This is a genomic window from Streptomyces sp. NPDC001443 (assembly GCF_053597355.1).
The window spans coordinates 106090-132341 of sequence record NZ_JBSFIA010000019.1 but is presented as its reverse complement, the minus strand read 5'-3'; the positions used below and the strand labels follow the sequence as shown (position 1 = coordinate 132341).

25 protein-coding genes and 1 pseudogene are annotated in these 26252 nt (G+C 72.6%); 20 read left to right on the top strand and 6 right to left on the bottom strand.

The annotated features are described in order from the left end of the window. Window positions 1–85 precede the first annotated feature (85 nt). The 10 genes from ACWC24_RS21090 (at window position 86) to ACWC24_RS21045 (ending at window position 11684) form a co-directional block, all read left to right on the top strand. Window positions 86–712 carry an NUDIX domain-containing protein gene (locus tag ACWC24_RS21090; RefSeq protein WP_450664359.1) on the top strand — a complete coding sequence of 209 codons (627 nt, stop codon included), beginning with the start codon at window positions 86–88 and terminating at the stop codon, window positions 710–712. A 262-nt stretch (window positions 713–974) separates the two neighbouring features. After that, window positions 975–3032 (top strand): tetratricopeptide repeat protein, encoded by a 2058-nt coding sequence (locus ACWC24_RS21085; RefSeq protein ID WP_450664358.1) that lies wholly within the window; start codon window positions 975–977, stop codon window positions 3030–3032. A 143-nt stretch (window positions 3033–3175) separates the two neighbouring features. After that, the gene (gene ald, locus ACWC24_RS21080; protein ID WP_450664380.1) at window positions 3176–4291 is read left to right on the top strand and encodes an alanine dehydrogenase; all 1116 of its coding nucleotides are present in this window, start codon (window positions 3176–3178) and stop codon (window positions 4289–4291) included. A gap of 345 nt (window positions 4292–4636) precedes the next feature. Further along, a complete protein-coding gene (locus ACWC24_RS21075) occupies window positions 4637–5806 on the top strand; it encodes a ParA family protein (RefSeq protein ID WP_450664357.1) in 1170 nt (389 codons plus the stop codon). Beyond that, entirely contained in the window at window positions 5791–6369 is a 579-nt protein-coding gene (locus tag ACWC24_RS21070) for a hypothetical protein (protein ID WP_450664356.1), read from the top strand. Before ACWC24_RS21075 ends, ACWC24_RS21070 begins: the two co-directional genes overlap by 16 nt. 570 nt (window positions 6370–6939) lie before the next feature. Beyond that, a complete protein-coding gene (locus ACWC24_RS21065) occupies window positions 6940–7980 on the top strand; it encodes a segregation/condensation protein A (protein WP_450664379.1) in 1041 nt (346 codons plus the stop codon). Beyond that, the gene (gene scpB / locus ACWC24_RS21060) at window positions 7977–8630 is read left to right on the top strand and encodes an SMC-Scp complex subunit ScpB (RefSeq protein WP_450664355.1); all 654 of its coding nucleotides are present in this window, start codon (window positions 7977–7979) and stop codon (window positions 8628–8630) included. Before ACWC24_RS21065 ends, scpB begins: the two co-directional genes overlap by 4 nt. Further along, window positions 8630–9751, top strand: a complete 1122-nt coding sequence (locus ACWC24_RS21055; RefSeq protein WP_450664354.1) for a pseudouridine synthase — start codon at window positions 8630–8632, stop codon at window positions 9749–9751. Before scpB ends, ACWC24_RS21055 begins: the two co-directional genes overlap by 1 nt. Window positions 9752–9942: 191 nt before the next feature. After that, entirely contained in the window at window positions 9943–10662 is a 720-nt protein-coding gene (locus tag ACWC24_RS21050; RefSeq protein WP_450664353.1) for an NUDIX hydrolase, read from the top strand. Beyond that, a complete protein-coding gene (locus ACWC24_RS21045) occupies window positions 10659–11684 on the top strand; it encodes an ADP-ribosylglycohydrolase family protein (RefSeq protein ID WP_450664352.1) in 1026 nt (341 codons plus the stop codon). The genes ACWC24_RS21050 and ACWC24_RS21045 overlap by 4 nt, the downstream gene beginning before the upstream one ends. Window positions 11685–11711: 27 nt before the next feature. Here ACWC24_RS21045 and ACWC24_RS21040 read toward each other — a convergent pair whose 3' ends face one another. Together ACWC24_RS21040 and ACWC24_RS21035 are read right to left on the bottom strand one after the other, a co-directional pair. Then, window positions 11712–12236, bottom strand: a complete 525-nt coding sequence (locus tag ACWC24_RS21040; protein WP_450664351.1) for a Rieske (2Fe-2S) protein — start codon at window positions 12234–12236, stop codon at window positions 11712–11714. Then, complete coding sequence (locus tag ACWC24_RS21035; RefSeq protein WP_450664378.1) at window positions 12233–12475, bottom strand: DUF6529 family protein; 243 nt, start codon at window positions 12473–12475, stop codon at window positions 12233–12235. Before ACWC24_RS21035 ends, ACWC24_RS21040 begins: the two co-directional genes overlap by 4 nt. 42 nt (window positions 12476–12517) lie before the next feature. Here ACWC24_RS21035 and aroH point away from each other — a divergent pair, with 42 nt between their 5' ends. From aroH to der, 5 genes are all read left to right on the top strand, one after another. Next, on the top strand, window positions 12518–12880 hold the full coding sequence (aroH, locus tag ACWC24_RS21030; RefSeq protein ID WP_450664350.1) for a chorismate mutase: 363 nt from the start codon (window positions 12518–12520) through the stop codon (window positions 12878–12880). Then, window positions 12877–13962: a prephenate dehydrogenase gene (locus ACWC24_RS21025; RefSeq protein WP_450664349.1), complete on the top strand. Its 1086-nt coding sequence runs from the start codon at window positions 12877–12879 to the stop codon at window positions 13960–13962. Before aroH ends, ACWC24_RS21025 begins: the two co-directional genes overlap by 4 nt. A gap of 99 nt (window positions 13963–14061) precedes the next feature. Continuing rightward, the gene (cmk, locus tag ACWC24_RS21020) at window positions 14062–14724 is read left to right on the top strand and encodes a (d)CMP kinase (protein ID WP_450664348.1); all 663 of its coding nucleotides are present in this window, start codon (window positions 14062–14064) and stop codon (window positions 14722–14724) included. 62 nt (window positions 14725–14786) lie between these two features. Next, window positions 14787–15374 carry a lysophospholipid acyltransferase family protein gene (locus ACWC24_RS21015; RefSeq protein ID WP_450664377.1) on the top strand — a complete coding sequence of 196 codons (588 nt, stop codon included), beginning with the start codon at window positions 14787–14789 and terminating at the stop codon, window positions 15372–15374. Window positions 15375–15446: 72 nt separating this feature from the next. After that, on the top strand, window positions 15447–16925 hold the full coding sequence (der, locus tag ACWC24_RS21010; protein WP_450664347.1) for a ribosome biogenesis GTPase Der: 1479 nt from the start codon (window positions 15447–15449) through the stop codon (window positions 16923–16925). Window positions 16926–17019: 94 nt separating this feature from the next. On the opposite strand, the gene ACWC24_RS21005 is transcribed toward der, so the two are convergent. Continuing rightward, entirely contained in the window at window positions 17020–17532 is a 513-nt protein-coding gene (locus ACWC24_RS21005; RefSeq protein WP_450664346.1) for a hypothetical protein, read from the bottom strand. A 132-nt stretch (window positions 17533–17664) separates the two neighbouring features. Beyond that, complete coding sequence (locus ACWC24_RS21000) at window positions 17665–18447, bottom strand: hypothetical protein (RefSeq protein WP_450664345.1); 783 nt, start codon at window positions 18445–18447, stop codon at window positions 17665–17667. A 535-nt stretch (window positions 18448–18982) separates the two neighbouring features. Between ACWC24_RS21000 and ACWC24_RS20995 the strand changes: the two genes are divergently transcribed. From ACWC24_RS20995 to ACWC24_RS20985, 3 genes are all read left to right on the top strand, one after another. Next, complete coding sequence (locus tag ACWC24_RS20995) at window positions 18983–19717, top strand: transglycosylase family protein (RefSeq protein ID WP_450664344.1); 735 nt, start codon at window positions 18983–18985, stop codon at window positions 19715–19717. A 77-nt stretch (window positions 19718–19794) separates the two neighbouring features. After that, a complete protein-coding gene (locus ACWC24_RS20990; protein ID WP_450664343.1) occupies window positions 19795–20859 on the top strand; it encodes a helix-turn-helix transcriptional regulator in 1065 nt (354 codons plus the stop codon). 279 nt (window positions 20860–21138) lie between these two features. Then, on the top strand, window positions 21139–21354 hold the full coding sequence (locus ACWC24_RS20985) for an I78 family peptidase inhibitor (RefSeq protein ID WP_450664342.1): 216 nt from the start codon (window positions 21139–21141) through the stop codon (window positions 21352–21354). Window positions 21355–21459: 105 nt separating this feature from the next. Here the strand turns inward: ACWC24_RS20985 and ACWC24_RS20980 are convergent, their stop codons facing one another. Both ACWC24_RS20980 and ACWC24_RS20975 read right to left on the bottom strand, forming a co-directional pair. Beyond that, the gene (locus ACWC24_RS20980) at window positions 21460–22515 is read right to left on the bottom strand and encodes a phosphatase PAP2 family protein (RefSeq protein WP_450664341.1); all 1056 of its coding nucleotides are present in this window, start codon (window positions 22513–22515) and stop codon (window positions 21460–21462) included. 238 nt (window positions 22516–22753) lie between these two features. Next, on the bottom strand, window positions 22754–23971 hold the full coding sequence (locus tag ACWC24_RS20975) for a mannosyltransferase family protein (protein WP_450664340.1): 1218 nt from the start codon (window positions 23969–23971) through the stop codon (window positions 22754–22756). Window positions 23972–24243: 272 nt separating this feature from the next. Between ACWC24_RS20975 and ACWC24_RS20970 the strand changes: the two genes are divergently transcribed. Together ACWC24_RS20970 and ACWC24_RS20965 are read left to right on the top strand one after the other, a co-directional pair. Further along, the gene (locus ACWC24_RS20970; protein WP_450664339.1) at window positions 24244–25917 is read left to right on the top strand and encodes an MFS transporter; all 1674 of its coding nucleotides are present in this window, start codon (window positions 24244–24246) and stop codon (window positions 25915–25917) included. Continuing rightward, window positions 25862–26206, top strand: a pseudogene (locus tag ACWC24_RS20965) (acyl-CoA dehydrogenase family protein); the annotation flags it as partial. The gene ACWC24_RS20970 and the pseudogene ACWC24_RS20965, both read left to right, overlap by 56 nt. Window positions 26207–26252 lie beyond the last annotated feature (46 nt).

The following is a 26252-nucleotide window of genomic DNA, read 5'->3' as shown; positions in this document are numbered from 1 at the left end:
CGACGGGTGGGCACCCCGGCTTTTTCCGACGGCCGGTCTCCCGCGTGGTGCGCCGGCCCGTCCCGCACGTGTGGAAGGACAGGGCATGACGATCAAGGACACTGCCGAGCAGTGGGAGATCCGGGCGACGCAGACCCCCTTCGTGGGGAACAAGACCTCCGTCCGCACCGACGACGTGGTCATGCCCGGCGGCTCGGTGGTCCGCCGCGACTACCAGGTCCACCCCGGCTCGGTCGCCGTCCTCGCCCTCGACGAGGAGGACCGGGTCCTGCTCATCAAGCAGTACCGCCACCCCGTGCGCCACAAGCTGTGGGAGATCCCGGCCGGGCTGCTCGACGTGCCCGGCGAGAACCCGCTGCACGCCGCCCAGCGCGAGCTGTACGAGGAGGCGCACGTCAAGGCCGAGGACTGGCGGGTCCTCACCGACGTCTACACCACGCCCGGCGGCTGCGACGAGGCCGTGCGGATCTTCCTCGCCCGCGACCTGTCCGAGGCCGAGGGGCAGCGCTTCGCGGTGGAGGACGAGGAGGCCGACATGGAGCACGCGCGCGTGCCGGTCGACGAACTCGTACGGGGAGTGCTCGCGGGCGAACTGCACAACAACTGCCTCGTCGTCGGCGTCCTGTCGCTGGCCGCCGCGCGCGCCGGGGCCGGCCTCGACGCCCTGCGGCAGGCCGAGGCGCCCTGGCCGGCCCGCCCCTTCGACGCCTGAGACCGCGCCCCCACCGCGCCCCACGACCGCGCCCCCACGACCCCGGCCGCCGCTTCCGGCGTGCCGGGGTGCGTCCGGCTGCCGGTCTCCCGCCGTCGGCAGCTCACCTGCTCGACTGCCGATGTGACGATCGCCTGATCCGATCGGGGGATGTGCCCGCCGTGCTCCGCCCGGGAGGTCGCAGAGCGTGAACTAGGCTCTGGAGACGCCCGGACCGGAGACCCGGCGGGCTTGCGCGTGCGGTGGGACGGGAGTGTGGCCCGTGACGGATCAGGCGGTGGACACGGACGGCGTTCAGCTGTCGGGACGCACGCCGGTGGAACGCCATTTCCTGGGCCGTACAAGGGAGTTGAAAGAGCTGCGCGCCGACATCGAGCGCGCGGGCCTGAACACCCTGGCCGGCCGCAAGGCACCGCGCGCGCGGGTGCTCCTGATCGCGGGCCAGCCCGGATCGGGCCGCACGGCACTCGCCGAGGAACTGGTGCGGGAGGTCGCGGACCGTTACGACGACGGGGTGCTGCGCGCCCGGCTCAGCGAGCCCGACGGCACGCCCGTACCGGTCGAGCGCACCGCCCGCGAACTGCTCGCCGCACTGGACCGGCCGAGCCCGCCCGGCGCCGACGAGGACGAGCTGAGCGAGGCCCTGCGGGCCGCCCTCGCCGACCGCAGGGCGGTGCTCCTGCTGGACGACGCGGCCGGCGCCGAGCAGGTCGACGCCCTCCTGCCGGACACCCCCGAGTGCCTTGTCGTCGCCGTCGCCGGAGGCCCGCTGACCGGGATCTCGGACGTCCGCCCGTGCACCATCGGCGGTCTCGACACGAAGTCCGCCCTGGAACTGCTGACCCGCCACACCGGCTCCGTCCGCATCACGGTCGACCCGCGCGCCGCCGAGGGCCTGGTCGAGGAGTGCCGGGCCCAGCCCGCCGCGCTGCGGCTGGCCGGGGGCTGGCTCGCGGCCCGGCCCAAGACCGCCGTCGCCGATCTGGCCAAGCAACTGCACACGGACGGGACGGACGGCACGCCCCTGAGCCGGCTGTTCCGGCTCGTGCACGCCTCCCTGCCCCCGACTGCCGCCCGGATACTGCGGCTGCTCTCCCTGGCCCCGGCCGGTCTCGTCGACCCGCACACCGCCTCCGCCCTGGCCGGCTGCTCGGTGGACGGCGCCCGCACCGTCCTCGACGACCTCGTCGCGCTGGGCCTGCTGCGGGCCGTGGAGTCGCCGCTGCCGCAGTACGAGGTCCCGGGCGCCCTGCACCCGCTGCTGAAGGCCGCCGGCGAGGCGGAGGACCGTCCCGCGGAGCTCCAGCTGGCCCGCGCCCGGATGCTGGAGCGGACCGTACGGCTGTTGCAGTCCTGCCGGGCGATCACCGAGACGGACGACCCCGAGGGACGCGAGAAGCTCCAGGCGATGCCCCGCGCGCTGCGCTTCCCCAACCCCCGGGCGGCCGCCGAGTGGCTGACCGTGCGCAGACCCGCGCTGCTGGCCGCGGCCCGCCTCGCGGTCGCCGACGGCGAGCTGGACACCCTGGCCCGTCGGCTGATGTCCCAGCTCGTCAGGGCCATGATCGCGCACTTCGGCACCCAGGCCGTGGCCGCCGACCTGTACGGCATCCACCGGCTCGTGCTGGACGTCGCCGAGCGGCGGAACCTGCCCCGGGAGAAGGCCGCGGCGCTGCTGAACCTCGCCGACGTCGACGCGCGGACCGGCCGTACGGCGGAGGCGCTGGTGCGCTACCGGGCCGCGCTGGACGCCGGACGCGAGGCGAACGATCCGTACGCGACCGGCCGCGCGATGGAATCCGTAGGCGGCGCGCACCTGGAGCTCGGGGACTTCGACCGGGCCGCCGACTGGTTCGGCCGGGCGCTGGCCCAGCGGCTGGCCCGGGACGAGCGCGCGGACGCCGCCCGGCTGTACGGCCGTATCGCCACCGCGCACACCTACGCGAGCCGCTACGGCGAGGCGCTGCGGCACTGGCGGGCGGCCGTCGCGGGGCACCGCAAGAACGGTGATGTGGGCGCCCAGGCAAGGGCGTTGAGCGAGCTGGCGCGGGTCCAGGAGTACGCGGGGCGACCGGCGGAGTCGCTGCGCACCTGCCAGGAGGCGGTGGAGTGGGCGCGCCGCGCCGAGGACGTACGGCTCCAGGCCGCGCTCCAGCTGCGGCTGGCGGACACGCTGGAGCATCTGGGCGACCCGGCGGCCGCCCGCCTGCACCGCGGCGCCGCCGGGCGCATGCTGGGAGACGAGCTCCCGGAGAGCGACCCAGAGCCGGAACACGGCGCTAACGCCTGCGAAATCCGTAGTGCATCGACTGAAGATTGAAGCATTGAAAGGCTGGACACCGAGAACACCTTCATTAGACTGGCTCTGCCGCACGTTCTCCTGCGGTGCATCCCCGTGCGTCCCATGTGCACAGGTATGTCTTGTGTTGCCCCACACCCTCTGAGCCAAGGACCGTGATCGACGTGAAGGTCGGCATCCCCCGCGAGGTCAAGAACAACGAGTTCCGGGTGGCCATCACCCCCGCCGGTGTGCTGGAACTGGTGCGCCACGGCCACCAGGTCGTCGTCGAGCGCGACGCCGGCCTCGGCTCGTCGATCACCAATGAGGAGTACGCCGCCGCCGGTGCCGAGATCCTGGACTCGGCGGACGAGGTCTGGGCCACGGCCGACCTGCTGCTGAAGGTCAAGGAGCCGGTCGCCGAGGAGTACCACCGCCTGCGCAAGGACCAGACGCTCTTCACCTACCTGCACCTGGCCGCGTCCAAGGAGTGCACGGACGCCCTCCTGGAGTCCGGCACCACCGCGATCGCGTACGAGACGGTCGAGCTGCCGGGTCGCGGGCTGCCGCTGCTCGCCCCGATGTCCGAGGTCGCGGGCCGGCTGGCCCCGCAGGTCGGCGCCTACCACCTGATGCGCGCGGCCGGCGGCCGTGGCGTGCTGCCGGGCGGTGTCCCGGGCGTGACGCCGGCCAAGGCCGTCGTCATCGGCGGTGGCGTCTCCGGCTGGAACGCCGTCCAGATCGCCGTCGGCATGGGCTTCGACGTGACCCTGCTGGACCGCGACATCAACAAGCTGCGCGAGGCGGACAAGATCTTCGGTACGAAGGTCAAGGCCGTCATGTCCAACTCCTTCGAGCTGGAGAAGGCCGTCCTCGACGCCGACCTCGTCATCGGCGCGGTGCTCATCCCGGGCGCCAAGGCCCCGAAGCTGGTCACCAACGAGCTCGTCTCCCGGATGAAGCCCGGAAGTGTCCTTGTCGACATCGCGATCGACCAGGGCGGCTGCTTCGAGGACTCGCGTCCCACCACGCACGCCGAGCCGACCTTCCGGGTCCACAACTCGGTCTTCTACTGCGTCGCCAACATGCCCGGCGCGGTGCCCAGCACCTCCACCAACGCCCTCACCAACGCCACGCTGCCCTACATCGTGTCGCTGGCCGACAACGGCTGGGCCGAGGCGCTGCGCCGCGACGCGGCCCTGGCCCGGGGCCTCAACACCCATGACGGCCAGGTCGTTTACCGCGAGGTCGCCGAGGCGCACGGCCTCGACCACGTCTCCCTCGACGCGCTTCTCGGCTAAGTCTCCAAACAGTAAAGGCGATACGTCAACAAGGATCGTCAACCGCGCACACCATGCCGGACCTTGCCCGACAAGGTCCGGCATGGTGTGTGTATGGTCACTTTGCGTCGCCGTGCCAACTCGCCTCGAACGTAACCCTTGAACCGATTCGTACACCGGTGAAACCTGCTGTGCGACGGCCGTACGCCCTTGACAGAGGGATGTTTCATTGCCGACACATCCTGCCGGGTCCGGCGGATTGTGTTGCTGCGGACGCCCGACACGCCATAGAGTCGCCAACCGTCGGCATGGTGTCACGCTGACCTGTCTAGAAGTTTCCTGGTCACCAAGGAGGTAAGACGACTTGTGAATGAGTCGACATTTTCTCCCGGGGGTGGTCAACCAGGAACGCCGGTCCGAGGCCAGGGCCCCGAGGGGTTCGAGGCTGTCGGCTCCGTCGCCGTGCGCACCTTCGCAGCCCGCCAGAGTCCGCAGGCGACTCGGACAGCACCCCAGAGCATGGATGGCCATCACGTGAACGCCATGGCCGGCGACGGAAGTGGCGCGCCCCACAACCACTTCGCCGACTACGACGAACTGCCCGAAGGGCACTTCTACGACCCCGACGCCGAGTACGAGCCCGACCCGGAGTACGCGGCCACGCTCGCGCCCGACGCGGCACGCCAGCGTCGCGAGCGCATCGGCCCGACCGGACGTCCGCTGCCGTACTTCCCGATCCCGGGCCCGTTGACCGACCACGGACCCGCGAAGATCATCGCGATGTGCAACCAGAAGGGCGGCGTCGGCAAGACGACGTCGACCATCAACCTGGGTGCCGCCCTCGCGGAGTACGGCCGTCGCGTGCTGCTCGTGGACTTCGACCCGCAGGGCGCGCTGTCGGTGGGTCTCGGCGTCAATCCGATGGAGCTGGACCTCACCGTCTACAACCTGCTCATGGAGCGGGGCATGTCGGCGGACGAGGTGCTCCTGAAGACGGCGGTCCCGAACATGGACCTGCTGCCCAGCAACATCGACCTGTCGGCCGCCGAGGTCCAGCTCGTGAGCGAGGTCGCGCGCGAGTCGACGCTCCAGCGGGCGCTGAAGCCGCTGCTGCCCGACTACGACTACATCGTGATCGACTGCCAGCCCTCGCTCGGCCTGCTCACGGTGAACGCCCTGACGGCCGCGCACAAGGTGATCGTGCCGCTCGAGTGCGAGTTCTTCGCCCTGCGCGGTGTGGCGCTGCTGACGGAGACCATCGAGAAGGTCCAGGAGCGGCTGAACCCGGAGCTGGAGCTCGACGGGATCCTCGCCACGATGTACGACTCGCGCACCGTGCACAGCCGTGAGGTGCTCGCGCGGGTGGTCGAGGCCTTCGACGACCACGTCTACCACACGGTCATCGGGCGTACGGTCCGCTTCCCGGAGACCACGGTCGCAGGTGAGCCGATCACGACGTACGCGTCCAACTCCGTCGGCGCCGCCGCCTACCGTCAGCTCGCCAGGGAGGTGCTCGCCCGGTGTCACGCCGAGTGAGTCTGCCGGGGGCCGACGAACTGTTCCGTACGACAGGGGGAACGGCACTCCAGCCGTCCACTCCACGGCGCCCGGCCAACGGCGAGGCCCGGGTGCCGGCCCCGGCGGGGGAGAGCGACCAGAGCGCCGCCGCCCCCGCGGAGGACGCGCCGCCCGCGGTGCCCGCGCAGGGCGGCGACGGCGAGGGCGCCGAGCACGTGGCCGCCGATCCGGAGGGGGCCGACGCGGGGGAGTCCCGGATCCGGGCCGCCGCCGCGGAGCGCACCGCCCGGCGCGGGGCCGCGCAGGAAGGTTCTGCCGACCCGCAGGGGCAGTCGCGCAAGCGCGGGCGGTCGCCCGCACGGCGGCCCAGCGGGCGCGAGAGGCACGACGAGAAGATCACGGTGTACGTGTCCGCCGAGGAGCTCATGGACCTGGAGCACGCGCGTCTCGTGCTCCGGGGCGAGCACGGGCTGGCCGTCGACCGCGGGCGGATCGTCCGGGAGGCGGTCGCCGTGGTGCTGGCCGACCTGGAGTCCCGGGGGGACGCGAGCATTCTCGTTCGACGCCTGCGCGGACGCTAGCGGTAGCCTGCGGGGGCTATGTCCTCGAAGTCCTCGAACGACGCTTCCGTTCCCGGCGGCTCCGGTCGTCGTCGGCGTGCGCTGGGGCGTGGGCCGGGCACGGCCCCGGCGACGAGCCCGGCGGTCGTACCGCCGGAGCCCGAGGCCGTCGCACCCGAGCGCGAACAGCCGCCCGGGCATGAGCCCGAGCCGGCCCCGGCCCCCCGGACGGGGCCGCCCGACACCGGTCCCGAGCCGGGGTCCGAGAGCGTCCCCGCCGGGCCCGAGCCGGAGCCGGAGCCCGAGCCGGGGCCGGAGAGCGTCCCTGCCGGGACCGGTCCCAAGCCAGGGCTTGGGAGTGTCCCTGCCGGGTCCGGGCCGGAGAGTGTCCCTGCCGGGCCTGAGCCCGAGCGGGACAGCGGTCCCGAGCCGGGGTCCGAGAGCGTCCCCGCCGGACCCGAGCCCGAGCCGGAGCCGGAGAGCGTCCGCGGCGAACCCGAACCCGAACCCGGGCCCGGGTCGAGAACGGCACCGGCGCCCGAGCCCGGGCCTGAGACCGGGCCCGGGTCGAGCCTGGTACCGGCGCCTGAAATCTCGGCTCCGGAACCCGAGCCGGAGGCGAAGCCCGAACCCGAGCCGGGCTCGAAGCCGAAATCCGAGCCGGAGTCGGGACCCGCGGCGGAGCCGGAGCCGGGACCGGAGCCGGGTTCGAAGCCGGGACCGGAGCCGGGGTCGAAGCCGGGGCCGGAGCCCGAGGCGGTCGTCGCGGCCGCGCCCGTGTCGCAGACCCGGCCCGGATCCGGCGAGGCCCAGGAGTCCCCCGACGGGGTCTTCAAGGTTCGGCTGGCGAACTTCGAGGGGCCCTTCGACCTGCTCCTCCAGCTGATCTCCAAGCACAAGCTCGACGTCACCGAAGTCGCCCTGTCGAAGGTGACCGACGAGTTCATGGCCCACATCCGGGCGATGGGCCCGGACTGGGACCTGGACCAGACGACCGAGTTCCTGGTCGTGGCCGCCACCCTGCTCGACCTGAAGGCGGCCCGGCTGCTGCCCGCCGCCGAGGTCGAGGACGAGGCCGATCTGGCCCTCCTGGAGGCCCGCGACCTGCTGTTCGCCCGGCTGCTCCAGTACCGGGCCTACAAGCAGATCGCCGACATCTTCCAGCACCGGCTGACGCAGGAGGCCCGCCGCCTGCCCCGTACCGTCGGCCTCGAACCCCACCACGCAGAGCTGCTGCCCGAGGTCGTGATCAGCATCGGCCCGGAAGGGCTCGCCCGGCTCGCCGTCAAGGCCATGCAGCCCAGACCCAAACCGCAGGTCTACGTCGACCACATCCACGCGCCGCTGGTCAGCGTCCAGGAGCAGGCGGGGATCGTGATCGCGCGGCTGCGGGAGTTCGGCGAGGCCAGCTTCCGCACCCTCGTCGAGGACACCGCCGACACCCTCACCGTGGTGGCGAGGTTCCTGGCGCTGCTGGAGCTGTACCGGGAGAAGGCGGTCGCCCTGGAGCAGGAGGACGCCCTCGGCGATCTGCTGGTGCGCTGGACCGGCGGGGCCGGGGGAGAGGCCCCGCATGTCACCGACGAGTTCGACCGGCCGCCCGAGGCACCGAGCGAGGAGAAGAAGGCGTGAGCGAGGAGAGCACCGACATCCCGGCCCGTTCCGGCACCGTGGCCGACCTCGACCTCAAGCCGGCCCTGGAGGCCGTGCTGATGGTCGTGGACGAGCCCGCGACCGAGGAACACCTCGCGAAGATCCTCCAGCGACCGAAGCGGCGGATCGGGGACGCGCTGCGGGAGCTGGCCGACGAGTACACCGTGCAGGGGCGCGGCTTCGAGCTGCGGCTGATCGCGGGCGGCTGGCGTTTCTACACCCGGCCCGAGTACGCGGCGGCCGTGGAGGGCTTCGTCCTGGACGGCCAGCAGGCCCGGCTCACCCAGGCGGCGCTGGAGACCCTCGCCGTGGTCGCCTACCGCCAGCCGGTCAGCCGCAGCAGGGTCTCCGCGGTCCGCGGAGTGAACTGCGACGGGGTCATGCGGACCCTGCTCCAGCGCGGTCTCGTCGAGGAGGCGGGCGCGGAACCCGAAACAGGTGCGATCCTGTACGTGACGACGAACTACTTCCTGGAGCGGATGGGCCTGCGCGGCCTGGACGAGCTCCCGGAGCTCGCGCCCTTCCTCCCGGAGGCGGCGGCGATCGAGGCCGAGACGATGGAAGGGGTCCCGTCGTTCGATCCGGACGCTCCGGATTCCGAGGACGCAGACGACAAGACGGAACTTTGATGCGAAGCAGCAGCGGCAGGAACAGCAGCGGAAACAACGGCGGGAGCCGTGGTGGCAACAGCGGCGGCCGCGGCGGGAGCAGCGGTGGCCGCGGCGGGAGCCGTGGCGCCGGTGGCAACCGCGACGACAAGCAGGGCGGCCGGCCGAAGAGGCCCCGCCCCGAGGAGCGCCGCTACGACGTGGGCCCCGGCGCCTCCCCGGAAGGCCCCAAGTCCGGGCGCGGCGCTTCGGCGCGCGGCGGGGCCAAGGGCGGACCGAAGCAGTCTCCGGGCACCGGACGGGGGCGTTGGGCGCCCGCCACCTCCCGGGAGTACGACGCCCGCGCGGAGGAGCGCAACCGGGAGCGGTACGCGGGCAAGAAGGACGTCAAGCTGCCCAAGACCTTCCCGGGCGCCGAGCAGGAGGGCGAGCGCCTCCAGAAGGTGCTCGCGCGCGCCGGCTACGGCTCCCGGCGGGCCTGCGAGGAGCTGATCGAGCAGGCGCGCGTCGAGGTCAACGGCGAGATCGTGCTGGAGCAGGGCAAGCGGGTCGACCCGGAGAAGGACGAGGTCAAGGTCGACGGTCTGACCGTGGCGACCCAGTCGTACCAGTTCTTCTCGCTGAACAAGCCCGCCGGTGTCGTCTCGACCATGGAGGACAACGAGGGCCGTCAGTGCCTCGGCGACTACGTGACCAACCGCGAGACGCGGCTCTTCCACGTCGGCCGGCTGGACACCGAGACCGAGGGCGTCATCCTGCTCACCAACCACGGTGAACTGGCCCACCGGCTGACGCACCCCAAGTACGGCGTCAAGAAGGTCTACCTCGCGCACATCGTGGGCCCGATCCCGCGCGACCTGGGCAAGCAGCTCAAGGACGGCATCCAGCTGGAGGACGGTTACGCGCGCGCGGACCACTTCCGGGTGGTCGAGCAGACCGGCAAGAACTACCTCGTCGAGGTCACCCTGCACGAGGGCCGCAAGCACATCGTGCGCCGCATGCTCGCCGAGGCCGGCTTCCCGGTCGACAAGCTGGTGCGCGTCGCCTTCGGCCCGATCACCCTGGGCGACCAGAAGTCCGGCTGGCTGCGGAGGCTGTCCAACACCGAGGTCGGCATGCTGATGAAGGAAGTCGACCTGTAGGTCGCCCGCCCGAGCTCCTGAGCTCTTGATCTCCTGATCACCGAGGCGGCCGGTTCCGGATCTCCGGACCGGCCGCTTTCGTGTGCCCGCCCTCTTCCGCCCGCCCTCTCGTGTCCGGGCCTTGTGTCCGGGCCTTGTGTCCGGGCGCCCGGGCTATTTATAGTCGTGGTGACTATTAAGGAGGTGGGTGGATGCAGGGCTACGACAAGTACGCCTTCGAACCCTTCGCCGTCACCGTCGACCTCGCCGTCCTCACCCTGCGCTCCGGCACCCTGCACGTCCTGCTCGTCGAGCGCGGACAGGAGCCGTACGCCGGACACTGGGCGCTGCCCGGCGGCTTCGTGCTGCCCGAGGAGTCCGCGGAGACCGCGGCCCGGCGCGAACTCGCCGAGGAGACCGGCCTGTCGGACGTCTCCGGGCTGCACCTGGAGCAGTTGCGCACCTACAGCGAACCCGACCGCGACCCCCGGATGCGGGTCGTGTCGGTCGCCTTCGCCGCCCTGCTGCCCGACGCGCCCGAACCGCGCGGCGGCGGCGACGCCGCACAGGCCCGCTGGCTGCCCTACGACCGTGCCGGGCCGCTCGCCTTCGACCACGACCGGATCCTCGCCGACGCCCACGACCGCGTCGGCACCCTGCTGGAGTCCACCGGCCTCGCCACCGCCTTCTGCCCGCCCCAGTTCACCCTCGGCGAGTTGCAGCAGGTCTACGAGGCCGTCTGGGGCGCGGTCCTGGACCGTCCCAACTTCCGGCGCAAGGTGCTCGCCACTCCCGGCTTCGTCGAGCCCGTGCCCGGCGGCGCCCGGCTGACCGGCGGCCGCGGCAAGCCGGCCGCGCTGTACCGGCCCGGCACCGCCGCCACCCTCCATCCGCCGCTGCTTCGCACCGCACGGGAAGGACGCCCCGCATGACTACCACGACCACCGTCCGCAAGCGCGCCGCCACCGGAGCGCTGCTGGGCCTCGCCCTCGGCGACGCGCTGGGCTTTCCGACCGAGTTCAACGATGTGCCGTCGATCCTGGCCAAGTGCGGACCCTGGCGGGAGATGGAGCTGATCCGGCCCGCGATCGTCAGCGACGACACCCAGATGACCCTCGCCCTCGGCCGGGGGCTGCGCACCGCCATGGACCGCGGGCTGCTCGGGCCGAAGCGGCTGGCGCGGCCGGTGCGCGAGGAGTTCGTGGAGTGGTACCGCTCGCCGGAGAACAACCGGGCGCCGGGACGCACCTGTCTGACGGCGTGTGCTCTGCTCCAGGTCGACGACCGGGCCTGGCAGGACGCCAGCCAGATCGGCTCCAAGGGCTGCGGCGCCAACATGCGCGTGGCGCCGATCGGTCTGGCGCCCGGTCTCGACGACGAACAGCGCGCCGGAGCCGCCCAGTTGCAGTCCGCCCTCACGCACGGGCATCCGACGGCGCTGGCCGCCTCGGACCTGACCGCGCACGCCGTACACCTGCTGGCTCAAGGCGCGGAGCCGACCGGACTCGTGGGGCTGCTGCGCTCGTACGCCCTGGACAACCGCACCCGCTACCACGAGCGCTGGCTCGGCGACCTGTGGACCCGGGGGCAGGACCCCAGCGCGCTGCACTTCATCGCGCGCGGCTGGGACGAGTGCCTGGCCGTCCTGGACCGGCTCCAGGCCGCGGTGCGGGCCGGGTCCCGCGAGACCGACCCGTGCCTGGCCACCGGGGCGGGCTGGATCGCCGAGGAGGCGCTGGCGACCGGGCTGCTGTGCTTCCTGCTCTTCGTCGACGAGCCGGTGACCGCGCTGCGCCGGGCCGCGTGCAGCTCCGGCGATTCCGACTCGATCGCCTGTCTGGCCGGCGCCTTCGCGGGCGCCCACCTGGGCGCCGACGCCTGGCCCGCCGCCTGGGCGGACCGGATCGAGTATCGGGACGAGCTGCTTGAGCTCGGGGCGCTCTGGGACGCCTGACCGGGCACCCGCCGGGGCGCCCCCGGATCAGACCAGGCGGATCGTGTCGCCCTCGACCGTGATCTTCTTCGCGGGCAGCGGCTGGGTCGCCGGAGGGTGCGCCACCGAACCGTCCGTGATGCGGAACCTGCTGCCGTGGCAGGTGCAGTTGATCGTGCCGTCGGAGACTTCGGCGACCGGGCACTGCCGGTGGGTGCAGATGTTGGAGAAGGCCTTGAACTCGCCCTTCTCCGGCTGGGTGACGACGACCTGGTCGGCCGCGAAGATCGTGCCGCCGCCGACCGGGATGTCCGCGGTCTTCGCCAGCTCCTTGCCGACGGCCGACGCGGCCGACGCGGCGGACGAGGCGGACGAGGCGGACGAGGCGGTGGACGAGTCGGCCGTCGACCCGGCGGCCGAGGTGGCGGTGGCGGTGGCGGCCGAGGCGGTGGACGCGGCCGCGGGCGAGGTGGCGGATCCGGAACCGATGCTCTCGCCGGACTTGCCGCACCCCGCGACACAGGCGGCGGCGCACGTCGCGAGTACCGTGCGCCGCGTCGGGCCGTGGGTCATGTCGTCACTCCGAAGGTGGGGAGAACCGGAAGGCGGAGGCCGGGTGATCGCTCCGGACGGAGCAGCAGCATCTTTGCACCGAAAGCACCCAAGGCGAAGCATTCCGGTACGGAGTGCCATAAAAGGTGCAACACGTACGACCGACAGCCCAGCGCGCCCGCCGTCTCAGCGGACGGGCGCCGCGTACCGGTCACGCGCGGTCTGGCTAGGCTGGACGGACGGGACAGTGATCCGTACATCACGTACATCGGCACATCAGCACATCAGCGAGGAGCAGCACCGTGGCGGTACGAGCGGTCCGGGGGGCCGTCCAGCTCGAGCGGGACGAAGCCGGCCACATGAGTGAGCAGGTCGGTGCCCTGCTCACCGCGGTCCTGGAACGGAACGGTCTGGGCACGGACGACCTGATCAGCATCTGGTTCACGGCCACGCCCGACCTGCACAGCGACTTCCCGGCGGCCGCCGCCCGCAAGCTGGGCATCGTGGACGTGCCGCTGATCTGCGCCCAGGAACTGGACATCGCGGGCGCCATGCCCCGGGTGGTCCGCCTGCTCGCCCATGTCGAGACCGACCGGACCCGGGCCGACATCGCGCATGTCTACCTCGGCGCCGCGGCCGCCCTGCGCAAGGACATCGCCCAGTGAGGACCGCACTCGTCATCGGCACCGGGCTCATCGGCACGTCCGCTGCCCTCGCCCTCGCCCAGCGGGGCGTCGTCGTCCACCTCGCCGACCACGACCCGGAGCAGGCCCGTACGGCCGCCGCGCTCGGGGCGGGCACGGACGAGCCGCCCGCGGGCCCCGTCGACCTCGCGATCGTCGCCGCCCCACCGGCTCACGTGGCCGCGGTGCTCGCCGACGCCATGCGCCGGGGCGTGGCCCGCGGCTACCTGGACGTCGCCAGCGTCAAGGGCGGCCCGCGCCGCGAGCTGGAGGCGCTCGGCCTCGACCTGACGTCGTACATCGGCACCCACCCGATGTCGGGCCGGGAGAAGTCCGGGCCGCTGGCCGCGACCGCCGACCTCTTCGAGGGCCGTCCCTGGGTGCTCACCCCGACCCGGGACACCGACACCGAGGTGCTCAACCTCGCCCTGGAGCTGGTCTCGCACTGCCGTGCGGTGCCGGTGGTGATGGACGCGGACGCGCACGACCGTGCCGTGGCCCTCGTCTCCCACATGCCGCACCTGGTGTCCAGCATGGTCGCCGCGCGGCTGGAGAACGCCGAGGAGGCGGCCGTACGGCTGTGCGGCGGCGGCATCCGCGATGTGACCAGGATCGCCGCGTCCGACCCGCGGATGTGGATCGACATCCTCTCCGCGAACCCGGGGCCGGTCGCCGACCTCCTCGCGGACGTCTCCGCCGACCTGGACGAGACCGTCCGGGCGCTGCGCGCGCTGCAGTCCTCCGACGAGGACAAGCGTCGCGCGGGCGCCACCGGCATCGAGGACGTGCTGCGCCGCGGCAACGCGGGCCAGGTCCGCGTCCCCGGCAAGCACGGGTCCGCGCCGCGGGTGTACGAGACGGTGGCCGTCCTCATCGACGACCAGCCCGGCCAGCTGGCCCGGATCTTCGCCGACGCGGGCCGGGTCGGGATCAACGTCGAGGACGTACGCATCGAGCACGCGACCGGTCAGCAGGCCGGTCTGGTGCAGCTGATGGTGGAGCCGAAGTCGGCGCCCGTCCTGACGGCGGCGCTGCGCGAGCGGGGCTGGGCCATCCGGCAGTGAAACGGCCGCCGGGGAGCCAGTAACCTTGTGCGGGGCGCCCTCGCGCCCGTCCGCCACCCCGGTTCCAGGAAGGTCCCCACTGTGGAAAGCGTCCCGGCAGTGATTGTCGCCATCGACGGCCCCTCGGGCACGGGCAAGTCGAGCACGTCCAAGGCCGTGGCCGCACAGCTCGGGCTGAGCTACCTGGACACCGGCGCCCAGTACCGGGCGATCACCTGGTGGATGGTGGACAACGGGATCGACATCGACGACCCGGCCGCGATCGCCGACGCGGCCGGCAAGCCCGACATCGTCTCCGGCACCGACCCGGCCGCCCCGACGATCACGGTCGACGGCACCGACGTGGCCGGCCCGATCCGCACCCAGGAGGTCACCTCCAAGGTCAGCGCGGTCAGCGCGGTGCCCGAGGTGCGGGCCCGGATCACCGAGCTCCAGCGCTCCCTGGCCGCCTCGGCGGCCGGCGGGATCGTCGTCGAGGGCCGTGACATCGGCACCACCGTGCTGCCCGACGCCGACCTGAAGGTCTTCCTCACCGCCTCCCCGGAGGCGCGCGCCGCCCGCCGCAGCGGTGAGATCAAGGGCGCCGACGTGCAGGCGACCCGCGAGGCCCTGCTGAAGCGGGACGCGGCCGACTCCAGCCGTAAGACCTCCCCGCTCGCCAAGGCGGACGACGCGGTCGAGGTGGACACCTCCGACCTCACGCTCCCGCAGGTCATCGCGTGTGTCGTCAGCCTCGTCGAGGAGAAGCGGGCCGCGCGGTGAACACCCGCTCCGTCCCTTCCGTCAAGGGCGCCGAGGTCGGCAGACGCATCGGCGTCGGCCTGATGTACGGGCTGTGGAAGCCGCGCGTCCTGGGCGCCTGGAAGGTCCCCGCGACCGGCCCGGTGATCCTCGCGGTCAACCACTCCCACAACATCGACGGCCCGATGGTCATGGGCGTGGCACCCCGGCCGACGCACTTCCTGATCAAGAAGGAGGCGTTCGTCGGCCCGCTCGACCCGTTCCTGCTCGCCATCGGGCAGGTGAAGGTCGACCGTCAGTCCGCCGACCGCACCGCGATCACCCAGGCCCTCGACCTGCTCGCGGCCGGCGGGGTCCTCGGGATCTTCCCGGAGGGCACGCGGGGCGAGGGCGACTTCGCGTCGCTGCGCGCCGGGCTCGCCTACTTCGCGGTCCGCAGCGGGGCGCCGATCGTCCCCGTCGCGGTCCTGGGAAGTTCCGAGCGCGCCAGCCGGTTGACCAAGGCGCTGCCCCCGTTGCGCTCCCGGGTCGACGTCGTCTTCGGCGACCCGTTCGAGGCGGGCGACGGAAGCGGGCGGCGCACGCGCAAGGCGCTGGACGAGGCGACCGAACGCATTCAGAAGCAGCTCGCGGCGCACCTGGACCACGCCAGGCGCCTGACCGGGCGCTAAGAGACACTTGAGTAGTGGATCACCCGATACGGGCGGTCCACCGATCACCACGATGAACGAGGTACGGACTTCATGAACGACCAGATCCACTCCGAGGGCTCGGGCGAGGAGCACGACCACGGAGCACTTGGCGACGCCGAGTACGCGGAGTTCATGGAGCTCGCCGCGGTGGAGGGCTTCGACCTGGAAGAGGTCGAGGGAGCCATCGAGGAGGCGGGCCACGGCCCGCTGCCCGTGCTCGCCGTCGTCGGCCGCCCCAATGTCGGCAAGTCGACTCTGGTGAACCGCATCATCGGCCGCCGTGAGGCGGTCGTCGAGGACAAGCCCGGCGTCACCCGCGACCGCGTCACCTACGAGGCCGAGTGGGCGGGCCGCCGCTTCAAGGTCGTCGACACCGGCGGCTGGGAGCAGGACGTCCTCGGCATCGACGCCTCCGTGGCCGCCCAGGCCGAGTACGCGATCGAGGCGGCCGACGCCGTCGTGTTCGTCGTCGACGCCAAGGTCGGCGCGACCGACACCGACGAGGCGGTCGTACGACTGCTGCGCAAGGCCGGCAAGCCGGTCGTGCTGTGCGCCAACAAGGTCGACGGCCCGAGCGGCGAGGCCGACGCCTCGTACCTGTGGTCGCTGGGTCTCGGCGAGCCGCACCCGGTCTCGGCCCTGCACGGCCGTGGCACCGGCGACATGCTGGACGCCGTGCTGGAGGCGCTGCCCGAGGCGCCCGCGCAGTCCTTCGGGACCGCTGTCGGCGGCCCCCGCCGGATCGCCCTCATCGGCCGCCCGAACGTCGGCAAGTCCTCGCTGCTGAACAAGGTGGCGGGCGAGGAGCGCGTCGTCGTCAACGAACTCGCGGGCACCACCCGCGACCCGGTCGACGAGCTGATCGAACTCGGCGGCGTCACCTGGAAGTTCGTCGACACGGCGGGCATCCGCAAGCGCGTCCACCTCCAGCAGGGCGCCGACTACTACGCCTCGCTGCGTACGGCCGCTGCCGTCGAGAAGGCCGAGGTCGCCGTCATCCTGATCGACGCGTCCGAGAACATCTCCGTCCAGGACCAGCGCATCGTCACGATGGCGGTCGACGCCGGCCGGGCGATCGTCCTCGCCTTCAACAAGTGGGACACGCTCGACGAGGAGCGCCGCTACTACCTGGAGCGGGAGATCGAGACCGAGCTCGGCCAGGTCGCCTGGGCGCCGCGGGTCAATGTCTCCGCGCGCACCGGACGGCACATGGAGAAGCTGGTCCCGGGCATCGAGACGGCGCTGGCGGGCTGGGAGACCCGGGTCCCCACCGGCCGGCTGAACGCCTTCCTCGGCGAGCTGGTCGCCGCCCACCCGCACCCGATCCGGGGCGGCAAGCAGCCCCGCATCCTCTTCGGCACCCAGGCGGGCACCAAGCCGCCGCGGTTCGTGCTCTTCGCCTCCGGCTTCATCGAGGCCGGTTACCGCCGCTTCATCGAGCGCCGGCTGCGCGAGGAGTTCGGGTTCGAGGGCACCCCGATCCACATCTCCGTGCGGGTGCGCGAGAAGCGCGGCGCGAAGCGGAAGTAGGACGCGCACGACACGCGAGGGCGGCCCCGGGGAAACCCGGGGCCGCCCTCGCGTGTCGTACGTGGGGCCCGGAGGCCCTGTGCGGGCCCGGAGGTCAGAGGCCGCTGCGCGGTGTGGGCGGCAGCGCCGCCGGGACGTGCCGCATGCCCGTGCCGTGCTGCGTGCCGGTGCCGGTGCCGTGCTGCGTGCTGCCCTGTGCCGACTGGGCCGCCTGCCTGCCCTGACCGAGCTGCCCGATCGGTCCGACGCGCTGCCACGGGGACGGCTGCCCACCGCTGCCCCGCGCGCTGCTCCCCCCCGCGCTGTAGGCGCTGTACGAACTGCTGAAGGTGCCCGCGCGATGGCCGCCGGGCGTGCCCGTGCGGTGCGCGATGCTCGCGAAGGCGGTGAAGTCCAGGGCGTCCTCGCCGCTGCGGTCGCCGGGCAGGGTGCGGAAGGACTTGACGTACTCGGCGTAGAGCGCGTCGTAGATCGGGGTGGCCGAGGGAGCGCCATGAGGTTCCTGAGCCGGTCGCGGCGCGGGCACCTCCCGTCCCGGACGGAGCGGGGAGCCTGCGGGCGGGACCGGCTGGAAGGCCGGGCGGCGGGGAACGTCGTATGCGTGCACGTATGTCCAAACGACCCCGCCGCCCAGGGGATGCGGCCGGGTCGCGTTCCGCAGGCCGGCCGCCAGGGCCTTTCGTTTGGATCAGGCCGGCCATGGCCGACCTGAGTGCTCGGCGGACCTGGGCGGGGACGCTCAGGTCCCCGCGAGCGGCAGCGCGGAGCCGACCAGCTTGCCGTTGGCCGCCGCCTTGTCGAGCGCGTCGCGCAGCAGGTCCTCACGGGGCTGGCGCCCGATCGAGCCGACCGGTGCCGCGTACATGAGCACCTGCTGGTGCTTGTTGGCCGCGGCCCGCCAGCTGTCGGTGACCTGGAGCGGCTGGTGCGCCTGCCACCAGGCGACCGGCTGGCCCCCGTTCGCGCCCGGCTGGAGCACGGCGTGCAGCTGGCCCGCGGCGAGCAGCACCGACCAGCCGTGCAGCACGGGCGGCACCTCGGCCAGTTCGATGAGCGGCATGAAGCCCTGCTCGATCAGCAGCGGCAGGAAGTCGTCGCCGATCTCCGTGGATCCGGGCCGCACGATGGGCGCGGTCGGCTCCACCACGAGCGCGGGGTGCAGCTCCCCGGCGATCAGGACGAGCCCGCTGGTCACGCCGAGCACGGCCTGCTCGGGCATGGCCTGCCGCGGGTCACCGCCGCCCGAGGTGCCGCCGATGGAACGGACGGCGCCCTGCAACTGCTCCTCGGTGACCTGGACGACCTGCGAGGGCAGGCAGCCCGCGTGGGCGAAGGCGAGTACGGCGGTCTCGTCCCCGATGAACAGGACGGTGCTGGTGCGCTCGTGCTCGGAGTCGCCCGGGGTGCGACAGGACGTGCAGTCGTAACTGCCCGGGGCGTTCTCTCCGGCGAGCAGCCGGTCGGCTTCTTCGTCGCCGATCTCGGCGCGTACCTCGTCGCTGACGTCGAGCATGCGCGGCACGGTGGCTCCCTCGGGATGCGGTGCGTGGCGGGACCGGGTGGCCCCCGGCCCGTGGTCCGGGGTGGTCCCGGGCTCATGCAGAAGACAACGGGCGATCTGTGGCGGGGGTCACGCTCCCGGGCGAACGGAATCGAACCATCCACCGCACAGGGTCACGTCCGGTGCGGAATCGGACACTCAACGTCAAGGGCGGAGAAAGTCAAGGAAGTTCATTCGGTGAAGTGAGTCACAAATCGCCTCGGCGCCTGGTCGACAAATGCAGAAATAGACGAATTAAGTGGGTGGCCGGATTTCGCCGATACCCGCGGTAACCATGAACTGGCCTGGGGCGACGGGGAGTTGGTTGATGTCGCCGCGCTCCGCTCCATACATTCCTCCGCCGTGTGCACAGAGCACCGCTCGGGAAGTCCGCCGACCGCGCCGCAACAGGGCGCAGCACCACCGTCCGGCGGACGGGCGGAGCGTGCCGACCGCGTCCGTACGCGGTCGGAACGGTCCGCTCGGGGGGACCCCGAGTTGTTCGAGAGGGACTCACATGTCCGAATGTGCCGATACCAGCGGCGGCATCACCCGTAAGACCCGTGCGACGGCGGTCCTCGCCGGGGCGGCACTGCTCGCCCCCCTCGGACTGCTCGCCACGGCCGGCAACTCGGCGGCGGCGGACGGCGGGGTATGGGACCGCATCGCCCGGTGCGAGAGCGGCGGCAACTGGCACATCAACACCGGCAACGGCTACTACGGCGGGCTCCAGTTCTCCGCCGGCACCTGGCGCGCGTACGGCGGTGGCGCCTACGCCCCTACCGCCGACCGGGCCACCAGGTCCCAGCAGATCGCCGTGGCCACCAAGGTCCAGGGCGCCCAGGGCTGGGGTGCCTGGCCCACCTGCTCGGCGCGCGCCGGAGCGTCCGGCAGCGCCCCCGCGGGCAACCACGGGGCGGCCCCGAAGAAGCAGAAGTCGACATCGTCGTCGACGGCGAAGTCCTCGAAGTCCGCGCACTCCACGCACTCCTCGCACTCCTCGCACTCCTCGAAGTCGACGAAGTCCTCGAAGGAGTCGGAGTCCTCGAAGCGGTCGACGTCGCCGGCCCGTCCGACGGAGCACCCGGCCCGCGGCGCCTCGCACGGCGACTACACCGTCCGGCCCGGTGACACGCTCAGCGGCATCGCGGCCCGGCACGGCACCGACTGGCGGCGGATCTACGCCGCCAACAAGGCCGTCATCGGTGACGACCCCGACGTGATCCTGCCCGGACAGCGCCTCGACCTCTGAGCCGCCCGCCCCCCACTTCTCCCGCGCGGGAGAGCTGGGGGGCGGCCGTCGTGCGCCCCGTGCGCGACACTTCGACCATGCTGGAGACCTCCGCACGACTGCTGCGCCTGCTCTCGCTCCTGCAGGCCCACCGTGAGTGGTCCGGGGCCGAACTCGCCGACCGGCTCGGCGTCACCGCGCGCACCGTGCGCCGGGACGTGGACCGGCTGCGCGAACTCGGCTACCCGGTCAACGCCAGCCCCGGCACGGGCGGCGGCTACCAACTCGGGGTCGGCGCCGAACTGCCGCCGCTGCTCCTCGACGACGAGGAGGCGGTGGCCGTCGCGGTCGGGCTGCGCACGGCCGCCGGGCAGGGCATCGAGGGCATCGACGAGACCTCCGTACGGGCCCTCGCCAAACTGGAGCAGGTGCTGCCGCACCGGCTGCGCCGACGGGTGGCCGCCCTGAACGCCTTCACCGTGCCCATGCTGCGCGGCCCGCGGCCGTCCGCCGTGGACCCGGCCGTGCTCACCGAACTCGCCCACCTCTGCCGGGACACCGAACGGCTTCGCTTCGACTACCTCGGGCACGACCGCTCGGCCACCCGCCGCAGCGTCGAGCCGCACCGCCTGGTGTGCACCGAGCGCCGCTGGTACCTGGTCGCCTGGGATCTCGACCGGGAGGACTGGCGTACGTTCCGCGTCGACCGCATGACGCCAAGACCGCCGCACGGACCGCGCTTCACGCCCCGTGAGCCGCCCGCCGACGACCTCGCCGCCTATGTTTCCCGGGGGGTCTCCACGCGCGCGTACGCCGCACACGCCGCCGTCCGGCTGCTGGTGCCGTTGCACGAGGCGGCCGAGCGGGTCTCGCCCTCCGCCGGGACGCTGGAGGCCGACGGCGACGACGCCTGCGTCCTGCGCACCGGCGCCACGAACCTGGACGTGATGGTCGTCCACGTCATGATGATGGGCCTGCCGTTCGAGGTGCTGGAGCCGGCCGAACTCGTCGAGGCGATCAGGACGGCCCGGGACCGGCTGGACGCCGCGCTGGCCCGGTCCGCCGGAGCCCCCGCCGCGCCTGGACCCACGGGCCCGCGCATGACACCCGCGCCGCCCTGCTCCCGAACGGAGCCGTACGAGGGACGTGTGACGAAGCCGTGAATTTCCTATGCGGCGTCAGCTCCCGCGCCCCCGCGTGAAATCGCCGGGGGACGTCGCTCCGGAGCGGTTCTCCCGGTATTTCCCGTAGCCCATTTCACGGGGCCGGACAGACGCACGGTAATTGCGTTCGAATAACACGGAAGAGTTATGCAACCGCCCGATCGTGTGACGCAGTTCGATCGAAACGTATGTCGTGATCCTGTGACAGAAGTGTGACCGGAGTGATCCACGACGCAGTCCCGCCTTCCGAGGAGGCCGATCACGGCCTAGCGTGGCGGCATGGCATCGATTCCCACTCCGCCCGCGGAGCCCCAGGACAGTCCGGACGCGTATGTCGGCCTGGAGGCCGGGCGTGCCGAGCGGCTCGCGCGGGAGCGCGGCTGGACGGCGGTGCGTTCGCTGCCGCCGGGCACGGTCATCACCATGGAGTACCGCGTGGGCCGGCTGAACTTCGAGGTGAAGGGCGGCAGGGTGACGCGGGCCTGGAAGGGCTGACGCGCGCGGCGACGACGAAGGCCCGGCTCCTGTGGTCCAGGAGCCGGGCCTTCGTCGTCGCGGGGCCGGGTGGTGCGTACCGGCGGCCCCGCCGTGCGCGGGGGGTCAGCCGCCGGTCAGGGGGCGGGCCGTCGAGGCGGCCGTGCCCCGGGGCAGGCGGTCCGGGTGCGGTGGCGGCCGGCGGCTGCCCGCCGGGGCGGCCGGGGTGCGCTCCGAGCGGGCGGTGTGCGGTCCGGGGGCCAGATGGACGGGGGCCCGCTGCGGGCGTACCTGGACGGTCCCCTCGCGGGCCGCCGCGGCCTCGCCCTGTGCCGCGGTACGGGGCTTGAGCAGCACCGGGGCATTGACCGGGGATGCGGGGGCCGGCACCGGCGCGACCTTCGTGCCGGAGCGCCCCTCGCGCAGGCGGTCGCGCAAGCGGTCGCGCAGGTCGAACAGCGCGGTCTCGGCGCGGGCCACCAGCGGCTCGAACCACGGCAGGGCCAGCAGGATCAGCAGGCCCGCGGCCCAGCCGAGGACCACGTCGCTCAGCCAGTGCGTGCCGAGGTAGACGGTGGTCAGGCCGACCCCGAGCGAGGTCACCGCGGAGAGCGCCGACAGCCAGCGGCGCGCTCTCGGCGTGGAGGCCAGATACGCCAGAATTCCCCAGGTCACCACCGCGTTGGCGGTGTGGCCGCTGGGGAATATATCGCCGCCCAGACCCATCTCGTTCGAGCCGATGGTGATCGCGTAGTGCGGGCCGAGCCGGCCCATGCCCAGCTTGGCGGCGCCGACCGTGAGGTTCAGCAGCAGCAGCGAGGCGCCCAGGCTCAGCAGGGGGCGCAGCGTGTGCTGACGCCAGGAGCGCCAGCCCAGCCAGGCCGCGACCATCACCGCCGTCGGGCCGCGCTGGCCGAGGACCACGTAGTAGTCGAGGAAGGCGTGGATCTGCGGCCACTGCTGGTACGGCCGGAAGAACATGACCTGCCAGTCGAGCCGGACCAGCCAGGAGGTGATCACCACGGCCCACACGATCGCCAGGTAGAAGGCAAGGGTCGCGCTGAACAGCACGATCCTGTGCCGGCTCATCTTCGGCACATCGATGTGAGCCGGCCGTTCCGGCTCACGGTCCAGCCTGGCGAACACCCGGTCCAGACGGGTGAGCTTTCGTTCGGTACGCACCCAATCGACGTTACAGCGAGTGAGCTCAGTTCCCGGTCGATTCAGCGTGTTTGTGATGACGATGTGATGTGGGATTCCTCTCAGGCGAGGCTTTATTTCCGCTGAATCGCCAATGCCGGGATGCCGGTCCCTGCAATTCCTTTGATCATTCTAGAGAGCGGTTTTATGTCACTTATGAATTCGTTCACCGAATCCTGGGGTGGAATTCTCCGGGCGCTCACCGGCCGGCCGGGGCCGGTCACGGCGGACCGGAGCCGTTCAGCCAGAAGGCTCCGTACACGGCCGACAGCACCGCGACACCGCCCGCCACCAGCGCGGACCTCGAGGTGCGCAGCCGGGCCAGGGCCAGGGCGGGCGGCAGCAGCAGCGGGAACGCGGGCAGCAGCAGGCGCGGCTTCGAGCCGAAGTAGCTCGACGCGCACAGCGCGAGCGCGGTGACGACACCCGTGTACACCAGCAGCGGCAGCGGCTGGCGCTGCCGTACGCCGACGACGTACAGCCAGATCACCAGGCCGACCCCGATGACCAGCCCGGCGCCGGCCAGGGCCGACGGAAATGACGTGAACTTGTCGGCGACGAAGCGGGCGAAGGCGTAGCCGCCGTCGAAGCCGTTGCGCCAGCCGGCCTGCACGTCGAGGTAGCCGAGCGGGCCCCGGCCGGTGTGCCGACCGACCCACAGCACGTACCCGGCGGCACCGAAGGGCGCGATCAGCATGGCGAGGGCGCGCCGCGTGCGGGACGGGGCGCGCTCCTCTGTCCGTGCGCCCTCCGGGCGCGTTTCGCTCCTTGTTCGCCCGAATGAGGTTCGCCCGAACGAGGTTCGCCCGAACGAGGCGATGCCCGCCGTCCACACCGCAGCGACCACGGCCAGCCCGACCGGGCGGGTCAGCCCGGCCAGCGCGGCCAGCAGCCCGGCGGTCAGCCAGCGACCGCTCAGCACCGCGTACAGGGACCAGGCGGCGAGCGCGGTGAACAGCGACTCGCTGTACGCCATCGACTGCACGATCCCCACCGGCAGCACCGCCCACAGCAGCACGGCGCACACACCGGCCCGGCGCCCGTACACCAGGTCCGCCACCGCGAAGATCCCCCAGGCCGCGGCGAGCGAGGCGAGCAGGGAGACGGTCAGTCCGGCACCGGCGTACGACAGCGGGGTGACCGCGTGCAGCAGCCGCTCCAGCCAGGGCAGCAACGGGAAGAAGGCCAGGTCGGAGTGCACGTCGCCGTTCGGCAGGCGCACCTCGTAGCCGTATCCCAGCTCGGCGACCCTCGTGTACCAGAGCGAGTCCCACCGGCCGGTCAGCAGGGTGTACGCGCTCTTGCCCCGCGCCTGGGCGAACAAGGCAAGCGTGAGCAGGCCCAGGGCGCGCACGGCCGCGTACCCCAGCAGGGCCGGAGCCGCCCGGTGCAGGGTGGCGGCGGGCGGGGACGCCGTACGCGTCGCTGGATGGGTCACGGGTCCGATTATCGACCGCGCCCGGAACCGGACGGCCCGGCGGGGCGCGCGGGGCGTGCGGGGAAGGGGGCCGTGACCCACGCCATACGGGTTCCCCGCCGGGTGTGAGAGGTCCGCCACTGGGCGCGGGAACGAACTCGCGTACGCTGACGTGCCACTCGCGTGCGAACCGCGCGGGCCGGAGAGCACCGCTCCGCTCCGGCCGAGTCATGGGGAAGTCCCCGACCCTGTGAGCCCGCCGCACGCCGAGGGATCTTCTGGGAGGTACTTACATGGCCGGGACGACCACGGCCGCCGCGCTGCGCCGCCGGGCGGCCGGGGCCGGTGCCAACCGCTGGGTCGTGCTCGTCGTCCTGTGTGTCAGCCTGCTCCTCGTCGCCGTCGACGCGACCGTGCTGCACGTCGCGGTGCCGGCCGTCACCGAGGACCTCCGGCCGGACGCGATGCAGCTGCTCTGGATCGTCGACACCTACCCGCTCGTCTGCGCCTCGCTGCTGATCCTCTTCGGCACCCTGGGCGACAAGGTGGGCCGCCGCAGGATCCTCCTGCTCGGGTACGCGCTGTTCGGGGTCGCCTCCGGCCTGGCCGCCCTGGCCCAGGACGCGCAGACCCTGATCGTCGCGCGGGCCCTGCTGGGCGTCGGCGGCGCGATGATCATGCCCGCGACCCTCTCGATCCTGCGGCAGGTCTTCCCCGACCGGCGGGAACGCGCGATGGCGATCGGCATCTGGAGCGCGGTCGCCGCGGTCGGCGCGGCGGTCGGCCCGCTGCTCGGCGGGTTCCTGCTGGAGCACTTCTGGTGGGGCTCGGTCTTCCTGGTCAACATCCCGCTGATGCTGGTGAGCCTGCCGGTCGGCCGGGTGCTCCTGCCCGAGTCCACCGGGAACGGCGAGGGGCCCTGGGACGTCGTCGGCGCGCTGATGGCCGCGGCCGGACTGTTCGGTGTGGTGCTGGGCGTCAAGCGGCTCGGCGCCGGCGAACCGGCGGCGAGCGCGTTCACCGTGCTGCCGCTCGTGCTGGGCGCGGTGCTGCTCACCTTGTTCGTACGGCGTCAGCGGCGCCGCCCGCATCCCCTGGTGGACCTGCGGATGTTCGCCCGGCCGGCGTTCAGCGTCTCGGTGGGGTGCATCGTGCTGGCGATGCTGGCGCTGGTCGGCCTGGAGCTGATCGCCGCGCAGTACCTCCAGCTGGTGCTGGGACTCTCGCCGCTGCGCACGGGGCTGCGGCTGCTGCCGCTGACCGTCGCGGCGATGGCCGCCGGGCTGGCGGGGGCGCGGCTGCTGCGGCGCTTCGGGCCGCGGCGGATGGTGAGCGCCGGGTTCTGCCTCACCGCGGCCGCGGTGGTGACCCTGACCGCGATGGGCGGTTCGGACAACCCGGGGCTGCTGCTGTCCGGGTTCGTGCTGCTCGGCTTCGGGCTGGAGACGACGCTGTTCGGGGCGTACGAGTCCATGCTGAGCGAGGCGCCGCCCACGCAGTCAGGCGGGGCCTCGGCGATCGGCGAGACGTCCTACCAGCTCGGTGCCGGCATCGGGATCGCCCTGCTGGGCACGGTGATGAACGCGGCGTACGCGCCCGGTCTGGCGTCCGTGCCGGGTGTTCCGGCGGCCGCGTCCGCCGCGGCGGGGCATTCCCTGGGCGAGGCCTACGACGTGGCCGGACGGCTCGGGGGTCCGGCGGGCGACGCCCTGCGCCGGGCCGCCCGGGACAGTTTCGTGCACGGGCTGCATGTGACGCTGCTGGTGAGCGCGGGTCTGCTGCTGCTGGGCGCGGTGATGGCGCTGCGGCTGCCCAGGGTCATGCAGTGCGGGGAGGACGCGACGGCACCCGCGGTACCGACGCCGCGGGAGGCGGCCGAGTCCCGCGTCCCGGCGGACGATGCCACGGAACTCGTCCGCGTCCCGGTCCCGACGGAGCAACCCGTGGAGTCACGCGTCTCGGCGTGAGCGCCTGCCCGCCGTCTCCTGCGCGCGGGCGCGGGAGCAGTTCGGGCGGCCCGTCGGAGGGTTCCGGCTCACCCGGGCCGAGCTCGCCGACATGGCGGTCGAGCTGCACAAGGGGATCCTGCTCGCCCATCACCTCGGGCGGCGTACGGGCGCCGGCCGCCTGCGTCCCGAGCAGGTCGGTTTCGGCAAGCCGGACAACGTGCGGGAGGTGCTGACGTGCGAAGGCACCGTCGAGACGCATCAGCTCGTGCGGGGCAAGGCGCTCACCGGGCTCGACGCCTTCCGGTGAGACCCCGCCGGGCAGGGCCGATGGGCCCCCGCCGGGGCAGGGCCGG